Here is an 18,025-nt window from a genome sequence, read left to right as displayed (position 1 = left end):
CACATTAAATACCATAGCAGAGCATTAATCAAATTAATTATGGAAGCGCTTTCACAGAATAACAAATTTGAATTAAAGAAATACGTTTATCGACCGTATCAGCAAGCAGAGGTTTTCCATTAATGAAACAACTATCATTACCCGCTAACTCACCGATTCTTAGCAAAGAGTTTACTTTTGGTGTTGCTACAGCATCATTTCAAATTGAGGGCGGTGCAGACGACCGACTTCCATGCATTTGGGATACCTTTTGCGCAACACCAGGTAAAATTGCCGATAATTCCGACGGGCTTGTTGCTTGCGATCACTATAATAATTGGCCTAATGACATCGCACTAATCGACTCATTAGGCGTAGATGCCTATCGTTTATCAATATCTTGGCCTAGGGTAATGACAGCGGATGGTCATTTAAATCCGGTAGGTGTTAAATTTTATACCGATATTTTAGATGAGCTTAAACGTAGGAACATTAAAGCATTTGTTACGCTCTACCATTGGGATTTACCACAATACCTAGAAGATGATGGAGGGTGGTTAAATCGCAACACAGCTTATGAATATGCAAAATACGCCGATTTAATCAGTACGGCCTTTGGCAAGCGTGTTCACTCATACGCAACATTAAACGAACCCTTTTGTAGCTCATACTTAGGTTATGAAATAGGCGTACATGCACCCGGTATTGTGGGCCGTGAATATGGTCGCAAGGCGGCGCATCACCTATTATTAGGCCATGGTTTAGCGATGCAAGTACTGGCCAAAAATTGTCCTAACGCCTTAAATGGCATCGTGCTTAATTTTACCCCTTGCTACCCTGTGAGTCAGTCTGATGCGGATTTACAAGCCACAGCCTTTGCTGATGATTACATAAACCAATGGTATATGCGCCCTGTGATGGAAGGCAAATACCCTGACATAATCAATCAACTCCCTCCTGAGCAGCGCCCTGACATTCAGCCCGGAGATATGGAAATTATCGCTCAGCCTTTAGATTATTTAGGGGTTAATTTTTATACCCGTTTGCATTACCAAGCAAGCGACACTGATTTTTATCATGAGCTACCCCATCAAGGCCCATTAACTGATATCGGTTGGGAAATTTACCCGCAAGCATTAACGGATTTACTAGTCTCATTAAATGAAAAATACACCTTGCCGCCTATTTATATTACCGAGAATGGTGCAGCCATGGCTGATACGATACAAAACGGTGAGGTAAACGATGTAGATCGGATAAATTACTATCAAGACCATCTCAATGCACTGCATAATGCAACCGAGCAAGGTGTGGTTGTCGACGGTTATTTTGCCTGGAGCTTAATGGATAATTTTGAATGGGCTGAAGGCTACTTAAAACGTTTTGGTATTGTTTACGTTGATTATCAAACTCAACAACGCACAGTAAAAGCCAGTGGTCTTGCGTATAGTAAATTAATTACTAGCAGATAACCCCTTTTATAAGCGGCCTGAATTTTTCACAAACTAGGCCGCCAATTTAAACAACAATAAGAAACACACACAGTGAATAAAATCCCTTTATATGAAAAAATAGGCTACGCCATGGGCGATGCCGGCGCTAACTTAGTCTGGCGTGGTGCACTTGCCTATCTTGCCGTATTTTATACCGACACTTTTGGTATTTCTGCCGCCGCCGCTGCCATGTTATTTTTGGTAGTAAGACTCTCTGATGGTGTTACCGACATCATTATGGGTATGATTGCAGATCGCACCCACACCCGCTTTGGTAAATTTAGACCATGGATTTTATGGTCAGCTCCATTTTTAGGCTTGTTTATGGTGCTGTGCTTTACCACACCAGACTTTAGTGAAACAAATAAGCTTATTTATGCCTACGTCACGTATATTGGTCTAACGCTAGCATACACTGTAAGCAATGTGCCCTACTCAGCTTTAATGGGGGTCATGACTCCTGATGATACTGAGCGCACTAAGCTCTCGAGCTTCCGCTTTGCTGGCGCTTTTGCCGGGGGCTTGTTAGTAATGGGCTTCTTGCCTGAGTTGGTTGCTTATTTTGGTGCTGGCGATAATGCCAAAGGCTACCAATTCACCATGTATTTATTCGCCGCACTGCTCATTGCACTCATGGTAATCACCTTTGTCTCAACCAAAGAGCGAGTGATCCCCCACTCATCAAACGAAGGCAGTTTAAAAACAGAGTTAAAAGATCTGACTAAAAACCTCCCCTTTATTATTTTACCCCTGCTTGCAACCACACTGTTTTTTTACTATCGCGATGTATACAGTGGCCTATTTTTCGTTATTGTTATGGCAGCAATGACTTATGTGATCAAAAAATTACTTAACAAAACGCAATCAAGCTTAACTGGCACACAGCAAGACATGGTTGACTTACTCACCAATAAACCTTGGTTAATATTACTCGGTATCGGCTTTTTAACCATGATGTTCAACGGCATCAAATACGGTGTGATTGCCTATTACTTTAAGTACCAAGTGGCGGATGAACTAATGGCGGGGCAATATTTTGTCGCCTTATTAGTGGTGTCTATTTTGGGTGCACTTGCTACAGGTAAGCTTGCTGAACTGCTTGGTAAGCGTAATTTGTTTATTATTTCGCTGGTATTAAGTGGGTTGTTAACAACCGCGTTTTATTGGGTGCCCAGTGATAATATTGTTGCAATATTTACCTTTGGTTGTGCCGCGGAGTTTTTTGCAGCCATGATGCCCACACTGTTTTTTAGTATGCTAGGTGACTCAGCCGATTACTCTGAATGGAAAAACCACCGCCGTGCTACTGGGCTAATTTATTCAGCAGGCACATTTGTACAAAAAACCGGTGGCGGTTTTGCCGGCGCATTAGTGCTTGTTGTGTTAGCAGGTTATGGCTATAACGGAATGGATGAGTCAACTATCAGCCAATCATTACCCGGTATGCAATTATTAATGAGTTGGATCCCCGCTGCATTTGCTTTTTTAGGTGCCGCCTTGATGTTAATTTATCCGCTTACCCCAGTAATGACACAAAAAATTACAGAAGACTTGGCAATTAGGCGTAGTAATGTGTAAATTACGGGACACGCACAATACTGCTTTATAAAAGCATTTACATAACAACGCATTAAAGTTAGGAAAACAATGGCGACAATTTATCAGGTATCAGAGCTTGCAGGCGTGTCCCTGTCTACTGTGTCCAGAGTTCTGAACAATAATGACTATGTAAGTAAAAAGACGAAAAAGAAAGTGATGGAAGCAATGAAGGAGCTGGGTTATCAGCCGAGCTCTATTGCCCGCTCACTTGCTTCAAGTCGAACCAGCAGCGTTGGCATTTTAGTCTCAGAGCTTGACGGGCCTTTTTTCGGTCAGATGATGTCCGCAATTGAAGAACAGCTTCGCGCCGCTGGTAAACACGTCATTATTACGCCAGGACACAGTGACGAAACAAAAGAGAAAAACGCTTTTGAATTTTTGATCAGCCGTAATTGTGATGCCATCATTGCTCATGTTGAAGCGGTATCAAACGAGTATTTAATTGGGCTTAGTAAAGGTAAAACCCCAATCTACTTAATGAGCCGTTACGTCGAAGAAATCAAAGATAACTGCATCAGTTTAGACAATGAAATGGGTGGTTACCTTGCGACAAAAACAATGATCACTAAAGGTCATACTAACATTGCCTATATAGCTGGACCACAATTTAAACCCGATGCATCAGAGCGTTTTAAAGGCCATAAGCGAGCACTCGCTGAGTTTGATTTAACTTTTAACGAAAACTTATTTTACATCGGTGATTTTAAAGAAACCGGTGGTAATGATGGTTTAAAACACTTTATTGATAATAAAGCCACATTTACTGCTTTAGTCTGTGCTAATGATGAAATGGCCTCTGGTGCAATGAAGTATGCTCGCGAACACGGGTTTAATCTCCCTAGAGACTTAGCCATTATGGGTTACGATAACGTGATATTCACCAATTACTTATACCCAACATTAACCACTATCAACAACCCAGTGCCAGAGATGGGGAAAATGGCTGCTAATTTAGTATTGAAAGATATATACAAGCACACAGGAATAACAATAAATCACGTGTTCCAACCTAATTTAATACTTAGAGATTCAACACCAAGCATTAAATAGTAATAAATTAATTGAGTTTAAGTTCATTTAACTCATTGCACACCCAACGAGCATCAAGGTATTGCTCTAAGTTATTTTGCGCAAATTGTAAAAAACTACGTGCTGCATGAGATATATGACGGTCAGTACGCACAACAAAGTACCAATGGCTCGCAAGCTGCGTATCTTTTACTTTAAGAACTTTAAAGCCATGCTCCCCTAGCGGCAATACGTGACGAGAAAGCACGCCAACCCCCATCCCTGACGAAACCGCAACACGTATTGCTTCATTACTGGCCATTTGAACACTGTTGCTAAGCACGAACCCTCTCGTTTGCAACTCACTTTCAAATAACATGCGAGTCGCTGATCCTGGTTCACGTAATAAGAAGCGGTACCTCGTAAGTTCATCTAAACTAATATCTGTAGCATTTACTAAGGGGTGATCAAAAGGCACAATAAACTCAAGCGGGTTTTGTAAAAATCGCGCCGCTTGAGCATGTTCAAGTGATGGTGGGTGGCTGAATACATAAATATCATCTTCCCCTCGTTCAAATCGAGCAAGCACTTCAGCTCTATTACCAATCTCTAGTGGCAATTCAACATGAGGATGCAAGTTACTATAAGGGCCCAGTAGTTTAGGCAAAATGTATTGTGCCGTATTCACCATGGCGATTTTACAGCGCCCTCGTTCACCGCCTCTAAGTTCAGTTAAAAAATCTTTATAATCATCAAACTGACCAAAAACTTGCTGACACGTTTTAAACAGTTCAAGGCCGGCCTCGGTTACAACTAACTTTTGTTGCTGCATAAGAACTAATGGTTCACCAACAGCTTCTTGCAACCGTTTCATTTGTAGTGACACCGTAGGCTGAGTTAAATGCAGACTGCGAGCGGTTTCACTAATAGAGCCTGTTTTTACTACACTCATAAATACTTCTAGCAGCCGAAAAGAAATATGTCTTAAATCCATCGCTATCTCAACCCTTCTAGTATTAATCAACCCATAGATAATAACCTATAACTAACTACCAATCATTTTATTATTTACAATGCATGATTTTATCTACAATAGCGAGACTTTAAATTAAAAGGGGAAAGGTGTGCCTGATATTGTTGTAATGTTTTTTGTTTTGGGTTTAGTTGCGGGGATTTTACGTTCTGATCTCGTTATTCCAAAAGCAACTTACGAGACCTTAAGTTTACTATTAATGCTGACCATCGGCTTAAAAGGCGGCATGGTATTACACGGTAATTTAAGCTGGCAGTTGCTACCAGAAATGGGCTCAGTAATGTTGTTGGGAGCACTTATTCCGCTGATGCTCTACCCCGTTTTAAAATACCTTGTTAGACTTTCTGTCGCTAATAGCGCAAGTATTGCAGCCCATTACGGCTCGGTCAGCGCGGGGACATTTGCGGTAGCACTGGCCTATGCAGAATCATCACAGCTAGTGGTTGGTGCCGAAGTAACGCTTTATTTAGTAATGCTGGAGTTGCCTGCCATTATTGTCGGCCTATTGCTATACCGACGACTTGATAAAGAAAACAGCGGAGCACACACGCTGCCATTAAAAGCGCTCTGGCATGAGACTCTTACCAATAAAAGCATTATCCTTTTAGTGGGAGGCGTGATCATCGGCATGCTGTACGGCACGCAGCAAGGTAGCCAAGTTACCAGCCTACTAACCAGCAGCTTTAAGGTTGTGTTGGCATTATTTTTATTAGAAATGGGCTTAACAGCAGCCAAAACATTGCGCCCTATTCCATGGCACCACTGGCGTGTTGCTTTATTCGCATTAATTTCACCACTGTTTTTAGGTGTCATCGGTGTGGCAGTTGGAACAATGTTAACTCTTGAGCTAGGCTCTGTAGTTGTATTAGCAAGTTTAGTGGCGAGTGCCTCCTATATTGCAGCCCCTGCGGCTATCAAAGCCGCGATCCCTAAAGCAAACATAGGCCTTGCTATGCTTAGCTCTTTAGGAATAACCTTTGCCTTTAACGTCACCATCGGAATTGGCCTGTATCACCAACTAGCAGTAGCGATGCAATAAAATACATTCTAAACGCAAAAAACCACGTTAGCGATAACTAGCGTGGCTTTAAAATATGCTTTAGATTGTGTTAATCAATAAATACTTATAAAGATAAGTCTTCTTTAGCACGTGTGAGGTTATGAGACACTAAGATGTTATTTGAAATCTGTGTTGCTTCATATAAATCAGCCAAGCCCGCAGTATCATTTTTTGACTTGATACGTGATATACCACGGTTGCTTAAAGCGAATGATGTCAGCTCGCGTACTTTGAGTTTACGCCCTTTTGTCACTTTTAATAACTCAATTGCTTTTGTGCAAATTGCTTCTGCTTGCTCGTAATTTTTTGACTTAACATTTAATGCGCAACCATTGAATGACTCTTCAAGTTGCTGTGGCGCTGTTGCCTGCTCAATAACCATTAACTTATAGTCACTGCCGCCAGCCATAGCCGCTGCTGAGCAAGTTAATAATGAGCCAAGTGCGATGGTTTTGATTAGTGTAAGTTTCATGATTATATTCCTATTAAGTTACGTCGTCTTTGTTGCCGACAACTGAACTTTAAGTGCTTCTAACAATTTCAACAAACGATAAAAACAAACCCAATAGATGAAGAAATTTAACTCATAGACTTTAGTCATAAAAACGTTAATTTCCGTGTTGTAAGTACAAACACAGATATATTTAGCGAGTAGAAAATCAATTAACTAAAAAAGCCCTTAACGGCGGGTTGAATTAAGGGCTTGGGAACTAAGTTTAACGTTATTGGCTTTAGACGATACCGTGAAGTTCCTTCCAATTTCCAGGGTGCACTACATAACCAAATAGTGCATAGCCACCGTAAACCAATTCTGTTCCTTCGGGTATCCAAAGCATTTGACCCGGATATACATGATGGGTTTCGCCATCTGCCGTGAGCTCAAAACAACCTTCAATAACAAAGATAACCTCATCGTAGAGCACAGTCCATGCAACCTCTGCGCCCTCCCATTTAGCAAAGCCGACACCGATATTAGGTGATATTTCAGTGCTCAGCGCTCGCGCGACATAAGCCATACCTGGATTGTCACCACGTACATTGAAATTAAGTAGTTTGCTGTCAACTAATTTTACCTGTTTCATATTTCACTCCTGCTTTGCCATTTCGCCAGCCTGATCCGGCTTTTTTACCCCTAAACCTAAGAATGGCTCTGGTGGGTTTAAGCTCGGCATGCCGGTTACTTTTTGTATATCACTCAACGCATTTGACGTTGCACCGACGACGTAATCAGCCAGTAAACTACCTGATACTGTTCCCCAAGCGACACCCACACCGTTATCACAAGCACTGGCGTAGACCCCATCATCAAGTTCGCCAAAGAAATTGGTGAAATTTCGTGAAATAGCATAGCTCCCTCCCCACGTATGAGTGAAAGGTACATGAGCTAATTGGGGATACCTAGCTAGAAAAACTTTGCGATGTTCGCTCTGAATGTCTGCACGCACTTTATCGTTAATGCTGTTGCCATATTTCGTAACGTGTTTATAGGTATTGCGAATTAAAATGCGTCGATCAGCGGTCATTCTCAAAGTTGTGCCAGCATGATCAGCAGGTGTGAGCCCCCAATCAAGCGTCCCGCTGTAGTGGTGCATTTCATGTTCGGTTAATGGTCGGGTCCAGCTCGCAAAGGTCATCACGGGTAATAGCCGGTTCTTTAAAAAACCAAACTCGCGGGTGAAAATACTGGTGCCTAATAACAGCTTTGCTGTTTTAATACTGCCATTTTCTCCGTGTAACTGCCAAGCTCCCTGCTCTTTTGTTAAACGTTGGATAGGCGAATTTTCAAGTACTTCAACATTGCTTGGTAGACTCGCTGCAAGTCCACAAGCCAACGCAGCAGGTTGAACTAAATAACCACCGGGGGTATAAATAGCACGGCTGTAGTAGTCTGTGCCTAGTACTTTAGCTAGTTGATTACTATCAACATGTTCAAATGGCTCACCTAAGTCTGTCATTAAATGCTCAAAATGGTCTAAATAAGCTTCACCTCGCGGCCCTACTGCGCCTTGGTATTTTCCGGCGGCGGACCATTGACAATCAATATTGTGTTTATCAATTAAAGATGACAGCTGCTTAATTGCAGCACGATTTAACGACAATAGCCTTTGTTTATGGGCAGGATCTGGATGCTCTAATGAAAATTTATGCGGCAAATCGATTACAAATCCAGAATTGCGCCCTGATGCGCCTTGGCCAACTTGTTGCGCATCAATTAGAACAATACGAGCATTAGGTTCAAGTTCAGCCAAACGTCTTGCCATTGCAAGTCCTGCGAACCCAGCCCCTAAAACAACATAATCGGCACTTTGAGCGCCCTTTAAGCTCGGCTTTTCAATTTGAGGTGTTAGCGCGTGATACCAGCCGCAAGTATTATCATCATGTGGTAGATTAATCATTTGCTACTCCGTTACAACATGCGTTGGTAAATCAATCTGTCCAAGCCAATAATTGCGTGTCGATTGCACCTGTTTACCCAATAAAGCAAAACCTAATACTTTACCCTCTGCACAGTTAAACACGGCAGTAAACTCTTCTTCTTGCTGCTTAATATGCCATTGTCCTTGTGTTTGCGCTGCAACGGGGTAAATTGATAAAGGCATGATAGGTGTTTTCACTAACACAGGTGACGCGACAAACTCAGCTTTTTCAAATTTACCTAATAAGCTATTAACCAACGCTGGGAGCATTTGATTAATTGGTGCTATATAAGGTTGCCAACCTTGTGATGTTTGAGCACAATCCCCTAAAGAAAAAATAGCTTCATCGCTGGTTTGGCCATAATCATTCACAATTATGCCTCGCTCAACATCAAGTCCTGCTTGCTCTGCTAAGTATGTGTTGGGCTTTAAACCAACCGCAGACAGTACAATATCAACTTCGAGTTCTTCGCCACTGCTTAGTTTAACGATTGAGCCCGAATCATTATTTGGCTCTATATGGTTAATACTGTTTTGAAGAAACCATTGAACACCTAACTCTGACATTTTTTGTTGTAAAGCTTCACCTAAAACACGTGGGATCAAACGTGACATAGGCCATTGACCTAACCCAATGACAGAAACTTGGTAGCCACTAGCAATTAAATCATTAGCAAACTCACAACCAATTAAACCATCCCCTAAAATTGCAACGCGTTTTTTTTGACCAAGGTGGCGTGTAAATCGATCATGATCCATCAAGTCGTTTACGCTAAATACGTGACTGCAATCACCTGAAATAGGTACTTCGATGGCTGTTGCTCCAGTAGCGATCACTAAACGCCCGTACTGGTATGTGCCAATACTAGTCAAGAGGGTTTTCGTTTCACGGTTTATGTGTTCAACACGCGTAAATGGATAAACACGAATATTGAGTCTACTTTCCCAATCAAGGGCCATTTCGATTTGTAGGTCTGCTGTTTTCTTAGCTTGTGCAAATGAGTTAGACAACGCAGGCTTACTGTATAAAGCACCATCATCAGCTGTAAATACTGTAATATCGACTGTTTTTGATTGTCTACGTAATGCAGCTGCAACTTGATAACCACTGTGACCACTGCCAACAATAACGATAGGTGCGCTCAGTGGTGCTATATCGTCAGATTTAGCCGCAATAGCTTGGTCTGAAACAAGCGTATTTTCATCGTCGCTTAACTCCATCATTTCAAAATCAGCTTTACCAACAAGGCAATCAGGGCATACCCAATCCTCAGGTACATCTTCCCAGCGAGTGCCTGGTAAAATTCCATCTGCAGGCCAGCCTTCAGCTTCATCGTAGATCAGACCACAAATAATACAAAGCCACTTTTTCATTTTTCTAATCCTACTGATTGAGCTAAAAATGACCTACTCACTGTATATAAATGTAAGCATACACAGGTCATTTTAAGCTAATATAATTACCCTAAAACTATAAACGAACGGCTATATTGCGTGTTTGTACATAGCTATAAATTGCTTCTTGGCCTTTTTCTCGGCCAAAACCAGACAAGCCAACGCCACCAAATGGTGTTTCAATCCCTCCAGCAAACCATTCATTAATAAATACTTGTCCACCACGTAGCTGTTGCGCAATTTGCAGAGTCGGATTCAACCTTTCACCAAATACACCAGCAACTAAACCAAATTCAGTGCCATTTGCAATGGTGACAGCGTGTTGTTCATCTTCAAAAGGCATCACAACTAACACAGGGCCAAACACCTCTTGTTGAGCAATCGACATATCAGCTGTCGCTTCAATTACCGTTGGGGCGACGAAATAGCCGGGTAAATCAGGTGCAAAACCACCGGTGAGTATATTTGCACCTTCTTCCTTTGCTTGTTCAATCATTGCTAATACACTGATTTGTTGTTCTTTAGAAACCACGGGCGTTAAATCAACTTGGTGTTCACCTGAGCCAATCACTAAGCTTTGTGCCATTGCAACCACAGCATCTTTTATTTCTTGGTACCGTGATTGATGGATTAAAAGACGTGACATAGCTGAGCAAACTTGCCCTGCGTTAAAGAAAATTCCAGCGCGCACACTGTTAATAACCTTATGTATGTCTGCATCATCGAGAACTATAGCTGCGGACTTCCCGCCTAATTCCATAACTGATGGAGTAGCTCGTGCAGCAGCATCTTTTAATATTCGCTGACCGGTAGGAACTGAGCCTGTAAAAACAATCTGATTTACATCTTTATGCGAAACTAAGTGGCTGCCGACAGTGGAGCCTTTACCACACAGTAAGTTAACAGCCCCTTTAGGAAAGCCTGCTTTTTGCAACGCTTTTATTAAGTACACCATACCAATGGGAGATATTTCGGGTGACTTAATTACCGCGGCATTTCCTGCTGCCAATGCCGGAGCTAAAGAACGTGCACAAATTGATACGGGGAAATTCCATGGAACAATTTGTACCGACACGCCCATTGGCACGTATTGTGTAAAATCAATATAATTTTTACCTAAAGGGATAGATGTGCCTTCAAGTTTATCGGCCATCCCGCCGTAATACTCAAAATAACGAGCAGCCTCTAAAAACTCATCTTTAGCATCAATAATTGATTTGCCATTTTCACGGCAAAGAACTAAAGCTCCTTCATCCGCTATATCCCTTATTGCTTTTGCAGCATTGAGCATCCATGTAGTGCGAATGGCTGGGCGCACCTGCGAAAGCTCACCACCTTGTACGCATAGGCTTGCAGCTTGCATTGCATTATCTGCATCCTTTATAGTGGCACTTGCTATCGTGGCATATGCCATGGCCGAAGAAGGATTCATAACCGTGAGATGCTGCTCAGCATCGACCCACTGGCCATTGATATAATTTAAATAATGCTTCATTTAAGCCTCCGATACTGATTTAACTTGCTGCGCTAACCAAATTTGGAAAAAATGAGTTGGCGTATCCATTTCAGGTGAAAATGCACCGCCACCAAATCCCGGTGAATAACGACCTTGCTGCATCCCCTCAACAGCACCGATATCTTCTCCAAACACAACTCGCCAAGATTCAAGTGTTGCAGTACGACACGCAGCATATTCATCTTTAATTGCTTCATCTGTGATATAAAATATGCGTAGCCGCTCAATCGTTTTGTCAGTGCTAATTGGGTCAATCATCATGGCAAATGCATGATCGGCTTGAATGCCAATTAATACATTTGGAAACAACGCAATGTATTCGGCATGGCGCAGTTTATCTTCTGGCCAGCTAGGAAATTTAGGAAGGTGGGTCCCTGCAGTATCGGATAAATTATATTTGTAGCTTCCTTTGGCCAGAAAAACGTTCATCAAACATAATATTGTAATGATCTTCTAGCTTCGAATAAGTGTTCAATGCAGGGTGAACCCAAGGTAAGTGATAGGCTTCACAAAAGTTCTCTATGGTTAGCTTCCAGTTACTTTTAACTTCGATTTCGAGGTGACCGCCCATATTCGCTCTGCGTAATAAACTAAGCCCATCATCGCCTAAAAATTCATGCCAACGCTTTTGAAGTGGCGCAATGTGTTGCTCAAAACTTGGCGCATCAGCAGATAAATTGACGAATACCATATCCATCCATATAGCTGAACGCAGTGGTTTTAACCCGTGTTGCTCACATTTAAAGCGATCGTCCTTATGTTTGCCTATACCTCCCACATGAGGTGTGCCTTTTAGACTGCCATTTAAATCATATGTCCAAGAGTGATAAGGGCAGCGGATCATGCCTTGAACTTCACCGGCTTCGTGTACTAACTTCATTCCACGGTGGCTACATACATTATGAAATACTTGTACATCACCTTGGCGGTTTTTCATCATCAATAAGGGCAAGTCCATAAAATCAATAGGTAAAACATACCCATTTTTTATTAAATCAGATGCAAAACCGACACATACCCAAGTGTTACTAAAGACGTGATCACGCTCAAATTTAAAATATTCTGGATTTGTATAAGCTTCATTAGGCATACCCGTAGCTTCATGGATAGGGCTTAGTACTTGGTCAATTTGTTGAATAGGAATAATTGTTTGTTTTGCAATGCTCATTGTTGTATCTCCAAGTGTGGAAGTGACGGTACATACAATTGCAGAAACACCATGGCTTTCTTTAAATGTTAGATACAACCCAACTTCAAATAAGCCTATTCAGCGCAACTACATTTTGTTATCAATTGAGTTGATTTTGATTAACAAAAACGCACTAAACAAACGATTAATTAGCCTCCTATCTATGAGTTTTTATCATGCATTGTCATTTTATTCATTTTTGAAGCACACATTGCTAAACGCTCACATAACCAAAACTCATGAATCAATGAGAATTAATCATTTGTAAAATACTGGTTAATTTTTTAGTTTCTTAAAACTTATTCAACAACAAGAAAAACAACATCGGGGCACACACATGAAAAAATCCGTCATTCGAGCTAAGTCGGGGGGTCCTCAAAGGACTAAACCCCACGGTGACGATAGCGTCAAAAGTTATACTCATTGCGTTTATATTATTTATTGTGATACTTGCAAATAAAGCGGGGCAATATTTCGAAACTTTATCTACCTTTCTACTTTACAATATGAAGTGGTTTTCTATCGGCTTAGTCACTTTAGTCGTTGGGTTTTTAGCTTACCTTATGGTCAGTCGTTATGGTCATATTAGGTTAAGTGAAAATGATGACGATAAACCCGAGTTCAGTTTTTGGGCATGGATTGCCATGTTATTTTCAGGGGGAATGGGTATAGGGTTAGTTTTTTGGTCAGTCGCTGAGCCTATGTGGCACTATGCCTCTAACCCATTTACTAAGGGGCTAACTGACGAGGCGGCTTCAATGTCTATGCAACTCACCTTTTATCACTGGGGGCTTCACCCATGGTCATTATTCGTCATTGTTGCACTAGCCCTTTCTTACTTTTCGTACCGTAAAGGCTTACCTTTTACATTTAGATCGATTTTGTATCCTATTGTTGGCGAACGTATTTACGGACCTATTGGTCATGTTGCAGATATCATTACTGTTGCCGTCACTGCATTTGGTATTGCCCAAACATTAAGTTTAGGCGTTATCCAGATCAACTCAGGATTAGAGCAAACTTTTGGTATTGAAGTAAGCTTAATGACTCAATCAATATTAATTGTTACTTTGTGTACAATTGCTGTTGGCTCGGTGTTGTCAGGGGTTGGCCGTGGTATTCGGCTTTTATCTCAATGGAATATGTTACTGTCACTTTTATTAGTGTTAATTGTTCTAGCAATAGGTCCTACCCGGTATGTTCTTAATATTTTTATGGAAAGTACTGGTAACTACATGCAAAATCTAGTCAGTATGGGCCTATGGACCGACACTCAAAGTGATTCAGGTTGGCAAAGCTCTTGGACTGCTTTTTATTGGCCTTGGTGGATGACGTGGGCACCTTTTGTAGGGATGTTTATAGCGCGTATTTCCCGCGGGCGCACGATCAGAGAGCTCATTGGAGGTGCACTTGTTGCTCCAACAGTCATTGCTTTTATCTGGCTATCTGTTTTTGGTGGAAGTGCACTTAAAATGGAACAAAATGAGCGAGTTGCTCATCAACAGCAAACCGTAATAGCAGACTCAGAAGCTCAAATAGACATTGGGGAATTTACTGGCGGTCAAATATTAAATGCAACGAAGAAAGACAGTACGCGTGCATTATTCACTTTATTTGATAACTTAGATGGTGCGATCCTTGGTAAGTTATTAAGCGTACTTGCTTGCATTTTACTTGCAACTTACTTTATTACATCGGCTGATTCAGGAACTTTAATTTTATGTATCCTAGATGCAGCTGGCGATACTGAACCACCAAAATCAATTCGTATTTTATGGGGTATTGTTATCGCGCTAATTGCATGGGTTTTAATATACGCGGGTGGCCTACAGGCGATTAAATATGCGTCTATCATCATTGGCTTCCCTATTTCCATTTTTATATTAATGATGGGGGTTACGCTGTTTTACAGTATACGTCGTGAGCCAAAACCTTGGGCTATGCTGCCACAGCATGTTCATCCCTGTAAAGAGCAGCTAGATGGGCCTGTTGAGCATCTAAATCCCGCTCATAAAACAGAGTAACTTTAATTTTAATTCGTTATAAAAAAGCTCCCGCATTATACGGGAGCTTACTCATATCATAAAATCAAATTAAGCCTGTATCACCAACCTCTATGGGTAATTGTGTTAGCAACCATTCTCTGAACAATTTAACACTTGCTGGGACACGTCCACCATTATTAGGCTCAAGCATTGAAAACTTAGAGTTTGTTGCCAGCACGTGTTCTGTTGGACGTATTAATACCCCACTTTGTAAATATTCATCAACAAGTGATCCCCATGCCAAAGCAATGCCTTGACCATTAATGCACGCCTGCAACAGCATAGGGTAATTATTTATATTGACTCGATTTTTTGGTTCAATAAAATCAAGATCTACGCCTGTAAACCATTCCTCCCAATTCACCCAACCCATTTGCATTTCATCTAAGTTTAAAATAGTTTTTGAAAATATCTCGCTTGCTGCTGTTGGGTTGCCAATTTTACTTAAATATCCAGGGCTACAGACAGGAAATACTTCCTCACTAAATAAAGGGGTAACATTTACATCTAAAGGAGGCGTGCGACAGTAAAAAAGACCTATATCAGATTCTAACTTTGTTAAATCAACGATATTGTCAGAAGCAAGAATTCGCAAATCTATATCATCATGTAAATTTTGAAACTCCGCAACTTTGGGCAATAACCATAATGAAGCCATAGCATTAGTGGTTGCAACCGTTATTTTTTTATCTCCTTGCCACTTTTTAACCTGACCGGTTATGTCTGCTATGTCTAACAAAGAACGGTTTACTGTTTGATAGTATTGTAAGCCTGCCGGGGTTAGGTGAATGCTTCTGCTTGCTCTTGTGAACAAAGTCTTACCTAAATAATCCTCTAATTGGCGAATCTGTCGACTAATCGCCCCCTGCGTAACATTTAGCTCTTGTGCTGCTAAGGTAAAACTAAGATGGCGAGCTGACGCTTCAAATGCAACCAAACTATTTAACGGCGGTAACGGGTTTATTTTCATTGTGCTTCCTACTTACAACTATTTAAGGAACATGGAAGGTGCGGGTGGGTCATTATTTGAATAGATGCACAGGTGTGCAATACCTCAATTAAAAGTATCAATTAGTCATACAGAGTGCAAATGTATTAACGATATATTTACACTCTTACTCCCAAGCCACCCACATTTTGAGATGGCTTGGGTATAGTTACTTTCCTTAGAAGTAGTAGCCAATATTAATGTTGAAGCGTTGTTCTACATCGTCACTATCACCGGCAATAGAGCCTCCAACAAAAGGCTGATTCTTCGCATTTACAAAATCAAAGTAAGTAAAAAGTCCACCAGCTGCGACTGAAAACCCTGTCACATTCATCCAAGTATCTTCACTATTATCTGACTTGTCATAAACAATTCCATAGTCATTATAAAATTGTACCCCTGTAATAGGCCCCCAATCCACAGCTAAATTATAGGCAATATTAGCATTCGATGTTGTTGCTTTCGCTGCAATACTATCGTAAAAAGAGTAGGCACCAACGGCCATGCGATTTGCATTTTCAATATCATAATCGTACTCACCGTGCTGAATCTGAAAATTCCAAGGACCAATATGACTATTTAAGTGTAACGCCCAAGATTGATAGTCACCAGCTCGATCATTACCATCATGAAGGCCTCCACTTAAAGCTGAAAACCCAATTTCTGTTTTACCATTTTCATGTTCAACGTGATAACCATAACGCATTGACAAAGTATTATACTCTGCTATCTCGTCGATTGGCTCAGCATACACACCTTCATCAAGGGTTCTAAAACCAACCACATCATAGGAGTAGCGATCGCTGCGATTATCAACATAGCCATCTATTCCTCCCTGTTCATCATTTTTAAAAAAGCCAATATCGAGTTGCCAGTTATCCGCTACTTTACGCTTTAGAACGACTCCTAAATCATGATCATCCTCTAAACCGATATAATAATTGGTACTAAAAAAATAACTATGTGAATTATAGGGCCAATTACCAAATGGTACTTTGGTAATACCCGCTTGTATTTGCCATTTAGAACTAAAATCATATGCAGCATAGGCATATTTAATTGCAGTCATATAGTCAAAAAAGCGAATTTCAGCATTGAGCTCTACATCGCCTACCTCTCCTGAAAAGTTAAGTCTAAAAATATCAAAGTCAAAATCTCCCCCCCTGTCTTTTGCGCCATCATCATACGAAACGTAACTATAATTAGTCCTTACAGCTCCGCCTATTTTTATACCTTCTGGCTTTGGGGCTTCAGTGCTATTTTGCTTTTCAACACTTTCTACATGTTTACTTTGTATTGTTACTTTTGATAGTTTTTTTTGTAATAACTCAATTTGCTCATTTAAGTCAGCTAGTTGCTGGTCAACTGTATCGAGAGCTGTGGTAGCTTGCGCTTGGTGCGTAAAGAAAAACACAGCACTCGCTAATACCGACGGTTTTATAAAATTCATGAATACCCTTGTTGTTAATGTTGATATCGTGCATGGCCGGGTGTACAAAGCACAAATAATTGAAGCTAAAAAGCAACAACAACCCTATTTATCGGCCATTAGCACCAACAGATACTGCTTAACAAATTAGTAACAAACAAACGACTTTTTCGAAGGGTGACGATGAGGAAAAGTAATAGATGTGAATAGCTAAAAATACAAATAGAAAAGAAAAGTAGAAATCTTACAATCGATAATAAAATCAAAAACATTAAAACCACGTTAGAGCTAACTAACGTGGCTTTTTAAAGCGTATTTATAAGCTAGGGTAAAACCTTATAAAGAAAGGTCTTCTTTAGCACGCGTTAGGTTATGAGACACTAACGTGTTATCAGAGATTTGTGTCGCTTCGTATAAATCAGCTAGACCTGCTGTATCGTTTTTAGCCATGATACGAGATACGCCACGGTTGCTTAGTGCAAACGATGTTAATTGGCGTACTTTAAATTTTGGCCCTTCGCTTTCTTTTAAAAGTGCGATAGCTTTTGTGCAGATTGATTCCGCTTGTTCGTAATTTTTAGACTGAACATTTGATACACAGCTATTAAATGACTCTTCTAGTTGCTGCGGTGCAGTTGCTTGCTGGATAACCATTAACTTATAGTCACTTCCATCAGCCATAGCAGCTGCTGAGCAAGTTAATAATGAGCCAAGTGCGATGGTTTTGATTAGTGTAAGTTTCATGATTATATTCCTATTAAGTTACGCCGTCATTGTTGCCGACAACTGAACTTTAGAGCTTTTGCTCAAACGAAACAAACGATAAAAACAAACCCGATAGATGAAGAAATTTAACCTATAGACTTTAGTCTAA

Annotated in this window: 16 protein-coding genes; 5 read left to right on the top strand and 11 right to left on the bottom strand. The window is 40.8% G+C overall.

Annotated elements, in window-relative coordinates; genetic code table 11:
• Positions 1–122 precede the first annotated feature (122 nt).
• The 3 genes from ACU8V8_RS06570 to ACU8V8_RS06560 all read left to right on the top strand — a co-directional run bounded on the left by ACU8V8_RS06570 (position 123) and on the right by ACU8V8_RS06560 (position 4,121).
• Positions 123–1,451 (top strand): GH1 family beta-glucosidase, encoded by a 1,329-nt coding sequence (locus ACU8V8_RS06570; protein WP_446889206.1) that lies wholly within the window; start codon positions 123–125, stop codon positions 1,449–1,451.
• Positions 1,452–1,523: 72 nt separating this feature from the next.
• Positions 1,524–3,050, top strand: coding sequence for an MFS transporter (locus ACU8V8_RS06565; RefSeq protein ID WP_446889205.1), 1,527 nt, complete (start codon positions 1,524–1,526; stop codon positions 3,048–3,050).
• Between the two features lie 69 nt (positions 3,051–3,119).
• Positions 3,120–4,121, top strand: a complete 1,002-nt coding sequence (locus ACU8V8_RS06560) for a LacI family DNA-binding transcriptional regulator (protein WP_446889204.1) — start codon at positions 3,120–3,122, stop codon at positions 4,119–4,121.
• A gap of 7 nt (positions 4,122–4,128) precedes the next feature.
• Here the strand turns inward: ACU8V8_RS06560 and ACU8V8_RS06555 are convergent, their stop codons facing one another.
• Entirely contained in the window at positions 4,129–5,073 is a 945-nt protein-coding gene (locus ACU8V8_RS06555) for a LysR family transcriptional regulator (RefSeq protein WP_446889203.1), read from the bottom strand.
• A gap of 130 nt (positions 5,074–5,203) precedes the next feature.
• Here ACU8V8_RS06555 and ACU8V8_RS06550 point away from each other — a divergent pair, with 130 nt between their 5' ends.
• Positions 5,204–6,151, top strand: a complete 948-nt coding sequence (locus ACU8V8_RS06550) for a sodium-dependent bicarbonate transport family permease (protein WP_446889202.1) — start codon at positions 5,204–5,206, stop codon at positions 6,149–6,151.
• An 85-nt stretch (positions 6,152–6,236) separates the two neighbouring features.
• On the opposite strand, the gene ACU8V8_RS06545 is transcribed toward ACU8V8_RS06550, so the two are convergent.
• The 7 genes from ACU8V8_RS06545 to ACU8V8_RS06515 form a co-directional block, all read right to left on the bottom strand.
• A complete protein-coding gene (locus tag ACU8V8_RS06545) occupies positions 6,237–6,644 on the bottom strand; it encodes a hypothetical protein (protein WP_446889201.1) in 408 nt (135 codons plus the stop codon).
• A gap of 259 nt (positions 6,645–6,903) precedes the next feature.
• Positions 6,904–7,254 (bottom strand): cupin domain-containing protein, encoded by a 351-nt coding sequence (locus ACU8V8_RS06540; RefSeq protein ID WP_169021592.1) that lies wholly within the window; start codon positions 7,252–7,254, stop codon positions 6,904–6,906.
• A 3-nt stretch (positions 7,255–7,257) separates the two neighbouring features.
• Positions 7,258–8,568, bottom strand: coding sequence for an NAD(P)/FAD-dependent oxidoreductase (locus tag ACU8V8_RS06535; protein ID WP_446889200.1), 1,311 nt, complete (start codon positions 8,566–8,568; stop codon positions 7,258–7,260).
• A 3-nt stretch (positions 8,569–8,571) separates the two neighbouring features.
• Positions 8,572–9,963 (bottom strand): FAD-dependent oxidoreductase, encoded by a 1,392-nt coding sequence (locus tag ACU8V8_RS06530; protein ID WP_446889199.1) that lies wholly within the window; start codon positions 9,961–9,963, stop codon positions 8,572–8,574.
• A gap of 97 nt (positions 9,964–10,060) precedes the next feature.
• The gene (locus tag ACU8V8_RS06525; protein WP_446889198.1) at positions 10,061–11,479 is read right to left on the bottom strand and encodes an aldehyde dehydrogenase family protein; all 1,419 of its coding nucleotides are present in this window, start codon (positions 11,477–11,479) and stop codon (positions 10,061–10,063) included.
• Entirely contained in the window at positions 11,480–11,929 is a 450-nt protein-coding gene (locus ACU8V8_RS06520) for an RHO alpha subunit C-terminal catalytic domain-containing protein (RefSeq protein ID WP_446889197.1), read from the bottom strand.
• Positions 11,892–12,668: an aromatic ring-hydroxylating oxygenase subunit alpha gene (locus ACU8V8_RS06515; RefSeq protein ID WP_446889196.1), complete on the bottom strand. Its 777-nt coding sequence runs from the start codon at positions 12,666–12,668 to the stop codon at positions 11,892–11,894. The genes ACU8V8_RS06520 and ACU8V8_RS06515 overlap by 38 nt, the downstream gene beginning before the upstream one ends.
• A gap of 416 nt (positions 12,669–13,084) precedes the next feature.
• On the opposite strand from ACU8V8_RS06515, the gene ACU8V8_RS06510 reads away from it, so the two are divergent.
• The gene (locus tag ACU8V8_RS06510; protein WP_446889195.1) at positions 13,085–14,713 is read left to right on the top strand and encodes a BCCT family transporter; all 1,629 of its coding nucleotides are present in this window, start codon (positions 13,085–13,087) and stop codon (positions 14,711–14,713) included.
• Between the two features lie 64 nt (positions 14,714–14,777).
• Here ACU8V8_RS06510 and ACU8V8_RS06505 read toward each other — a convergent pair whose 3' ends face one another.
• From ACU8V8_RS06505 to ACU8V8_RS06495, 3 genes are all read right to left on the bottom strand, one after another.
• A complete protein-coding gene (locus tag ACU8V8_RS06505; RefSeq protein WP_087534529.1) occupies positions 14,778–15,704 on the bottom strand; it encodes a LysR substrate-binding domain-containing protein in 927 nt (308 codons plus the stop codon).
• A gap of 196 nt (positions 15,705–15,900) precedes the next feature.
• Positions 15,901–17,172 carry a porin gene (locus ACU8V8_RS06500; RefSeq protein ID WP_446889194.1) on the bottom strand — a complete coding sequence of 424 codons (1,272 nt, stop codon included), beginning with the start codon at positions 17,170–17,172 and terminating at the stop codon, positions 15,901–15,903.
• Positions 17,173–17,487: 315 nt separating this feature from the next.
• Positions 17,488–17,895: a hypothetical protein gene (locus tag ACU8V8_RS06495; protein WP_446889193.1), complete on the bottom strand. Its 408-nt coding sequence runs from the start codon at positions 17,893–17,895 to the stop codon at positions 17,488–17,490.
• Positions 17,896–18,025: the final 130 nt, after the last annotated feature.

It is taken from the genome of Pseudoalteromonas sp. SaAl2 (genome assembly GCF_052947895.1).
The sequence above is the reverse complement of the archived record's forward strand: the minus strand, read 5'-3'. Positions and strand labels throughout refer to the sequence as shown.